This window comes from Pseudoalteromonas sp. SG44-1, assembly GCF_014164315.1.
Taxonomy (GTDB): domain Bacteria; phylum Pseudomonadota; class Gammaproteobacteria; order Enterobacterales; family Alteromonadaceae; genus Pseudoalteromonas; species Pseudoalteromonas rhizosphaerae.
Genome location: NZ_JACJEW010000145.1, coordinates 1 through 2,354, shown reverse-complemented (window position 1 = coordinate 2,354; position 2,354 = coordinate 1). Strand labels below are relative to the sequence as shown.

4 protein-coding genes and 1 pseudogene are annotated in these 2,354 nt (G+C 39.3%); all 5 read right to left on the bottom strand.

Features of this window, described 5'->3' with window-relative positions; translation table 11 throughout:
• Window positions 1–329: GAD-like domain-containing protein (locus H5187_RS23230; protein WP_310737061.1), on the bottom strand; the 329-nt coding region annotated here is incomplete at its 3' end.
• 7 nt (window positions 330–336) lie between these two features.
• On the bottom strand, window positions 337–591 hold the full coding sequence (locus H5187_RS23225) for a hypothetical protein (protein WP_182798443.1): 255 nt from the start codon (window positions 589–591) through the stop codon (window positions 337–339).
• A 117-nt stretch (window positions 592–708) separates the two neighbouring features.
• On the bottom strand, window positions 709–1,044 hold the full coding sequence (locus H5187_RS23220) for a DUF600 domain-containing protein (RefSeq protein WP_182719716.1): 336 nt from the start codon (window positions 1,042–1,044) through the stop codon (window positions 709–711).
• Between the two features lie 24 nt (window positions 1,045–1,068).
• Complete coding sequence (locus H5187_RS23215; protein ID WP_182740456.1) at window positions 1,069–1,536, bottom strand: YrhA family protein; 468 nt, start codon at window positions 1,534–1,536, stop codon at window positions 1,069–1,071.
• A gap of 2 nt (window positions 1,537–1,538) precedes the next feature.
• Window positions 1,539–2,354: pseudogene (locus H5187_RS24825) on the bottom strand (HNH endonuclease); the annotation flags it as partial.

Sequence of the window (2,354 nt, the reverse complement as noted above, 5' to 3'; positions counted from 1 at the left end):
CTGATTTCCACAGAATGTCCGGTTTTCTCACCGTAGAGTTTTAAATTGCCCCAGGCATTACGCGCTATAACATAATAAATATCATCTTGCTCAAACGGGGTGTCTTCTAAAAATCGGTCAAGAATGTCTTGATAATCCGCTGGATTTGTCAGCCAAAATAAACCATCGGCAAAGCCGCTAAAACCGAGTATTTGCCAGTATTCAAGTAGCTGGTCAGGCAGTTTCCCTCGATACGCTTCTATATCAGCGGTAGTCGCGGGTACAATTGTTGTTGGTTGGCCAAACTCGCTTAAAAAAAAGGCTAAATCGTCATCATTCGTTTCTATCATGGGTTCTCTACTTTTTATTTAACGGGCAGCGCTCAAGTTGAATGTTCAACTTAGCATCTGGGCCATGTTTTTTAAATGCGTTTTCAACTTGCTCATCCATTAACTGCACGCGTGTTTTATCCCCTTTTTTACTTCCTATAGGTGCTTTAGCCCACTGCGGACCTAAAGAGCCGTTGCAATGGTCGTTACCATGTTGAAGCGAGCGGAATGAGAGTGCATAACTAACAGCTAAATGGTGTCTGTGGATGTGTTGTGCAGGCACGCAAAAATGTATGGCTAAACACTAATCTTAAACGATTCTAGCGCTCAGCCTTACAACATCCATGTTGTTAAAAAGCGGGGTTATTTTTACTTGAATTCAAGTTATCAATGAGTACATTTACTGCGCTGTGATTACTTCATGAACGGTATTTTCACGCTCAAAATTGAGATTAAATTGGCCTTGGCGATTAATGGTAAAAATGGCGCGCGTCCAGTTTTCTGGTTGGTGTTTAGTGGCATTCACAAATAGGGTGTTGAATAAATCGACTATCTCGTCTGTCACGGTAATCGGCTGTTCGCTTGTATCAGCAGCAGTTTGATAATGATCTTTGCATTCAAGCTCGCTTTCATCTTCGCAGTTTAAAATAAGTTGTGCTTCAAGCCACGGCTCTTTTATTTGCTGATAAAGGTACTGACCTAGGTGATGCGAGATGTTTTTAATATTTGGTTGCATATGCTGTCCTTAGCGTTGTTTGATTTATTCAAAAATATTTGCTGTTTTAAGTAAAGAGCTTATCGCCAAAGTTAAAGTCGGGAAACTTTCTAGCTCTTCCCACGTGAAAGAGTCTACAATCTGAAATTGATTTACCTCTAAGTGATAAACCACCCTTGAGCTGCTTTCATCACAAAAAGCGACGAAATTACGTAAAGATTCTTCTACATGAAATTCTTGATTGGCTTCAATAATTCCAGCTAAGTAATATGGTTCATTTTGTTCTTTAGCACTATAGAGATTTAATCCATTTATAGAAAAGCCATTTGATATTTTTAATAGATCTAAAAATTCACTTGGAGGTTGAAACTTGAAGGCTTTGGTGAAATACGCACTAAAAGCCTTTACCTCATCCAAACTGATAGGCGTTAGAAAAAAACCTTCGCCAAAGTGAGTTTGCTCTTCTGAGTTTTTCTCTATCAGGTAATTAATTAATTCATTTACATTTTTCATAGTTACCTCGGATATACATTCCCTTTTGGAAATGGCCACTCTGTTGATTTTACATCACCAATTTCTAGCCCATTAGTAGCTCTTTTTTGAAAAGTCGTGAAAGCTGAGTGCTCTGGGCTATTTCTGATGAGTACTAAGTTGCTAAAGTCATTTGTTCCACCATCATCTAAAGGAAGTTTATGGTGAACTTGCCAGCCATTTGGTACACGTCCTGCCTTTAATTTTGCTATATCACTTGAAGAAACACCAAGTTTATCTAATTGGGATAATATATCTTTATTATCAGATAATTCTTCAAGAAATTTTTTGCGAACACCATTATCAAACTTACTTCGCAAAGCTTTGTACTCAGCTCGATCACGCTTTAAGTAATCAATCTTTTTAAATTCTACATTTTTGAGGACTAAATTTTTCCCTTTGTATGAACCAATAAACTCACCTTTAGCCCCCTTTAAATCATTCCCTTTCGGCGGCTCAAGCTCATTGGCAACGGTTTTCTTCGGTTTGCCCACTACACCTGTACTTGCCGGTGGCTCAAACTCATCGAGGGCTTTGTTTACGCGATTGCCAATTTCATTTGCGGCGTTTCTTACGCCTTGGTCTATTTGCGGGGTGACTTCATCAAGTTGTTTGACCATGGCTTGCATGCCGTCAATGGCCGAGTCTGGCAGTAGGAGGTCGTATTTCCAGCTAGTTGAAATATCTTGCAAGGTATCTCTAAAGCTTTTAATAATTGCTTTGACTTCACTGGCGGCTTGTTTGCCTAAGTCTTGCCAGTTTATTTTACGTAAATACTGAACAGGGTCGCCTTTGCCTAC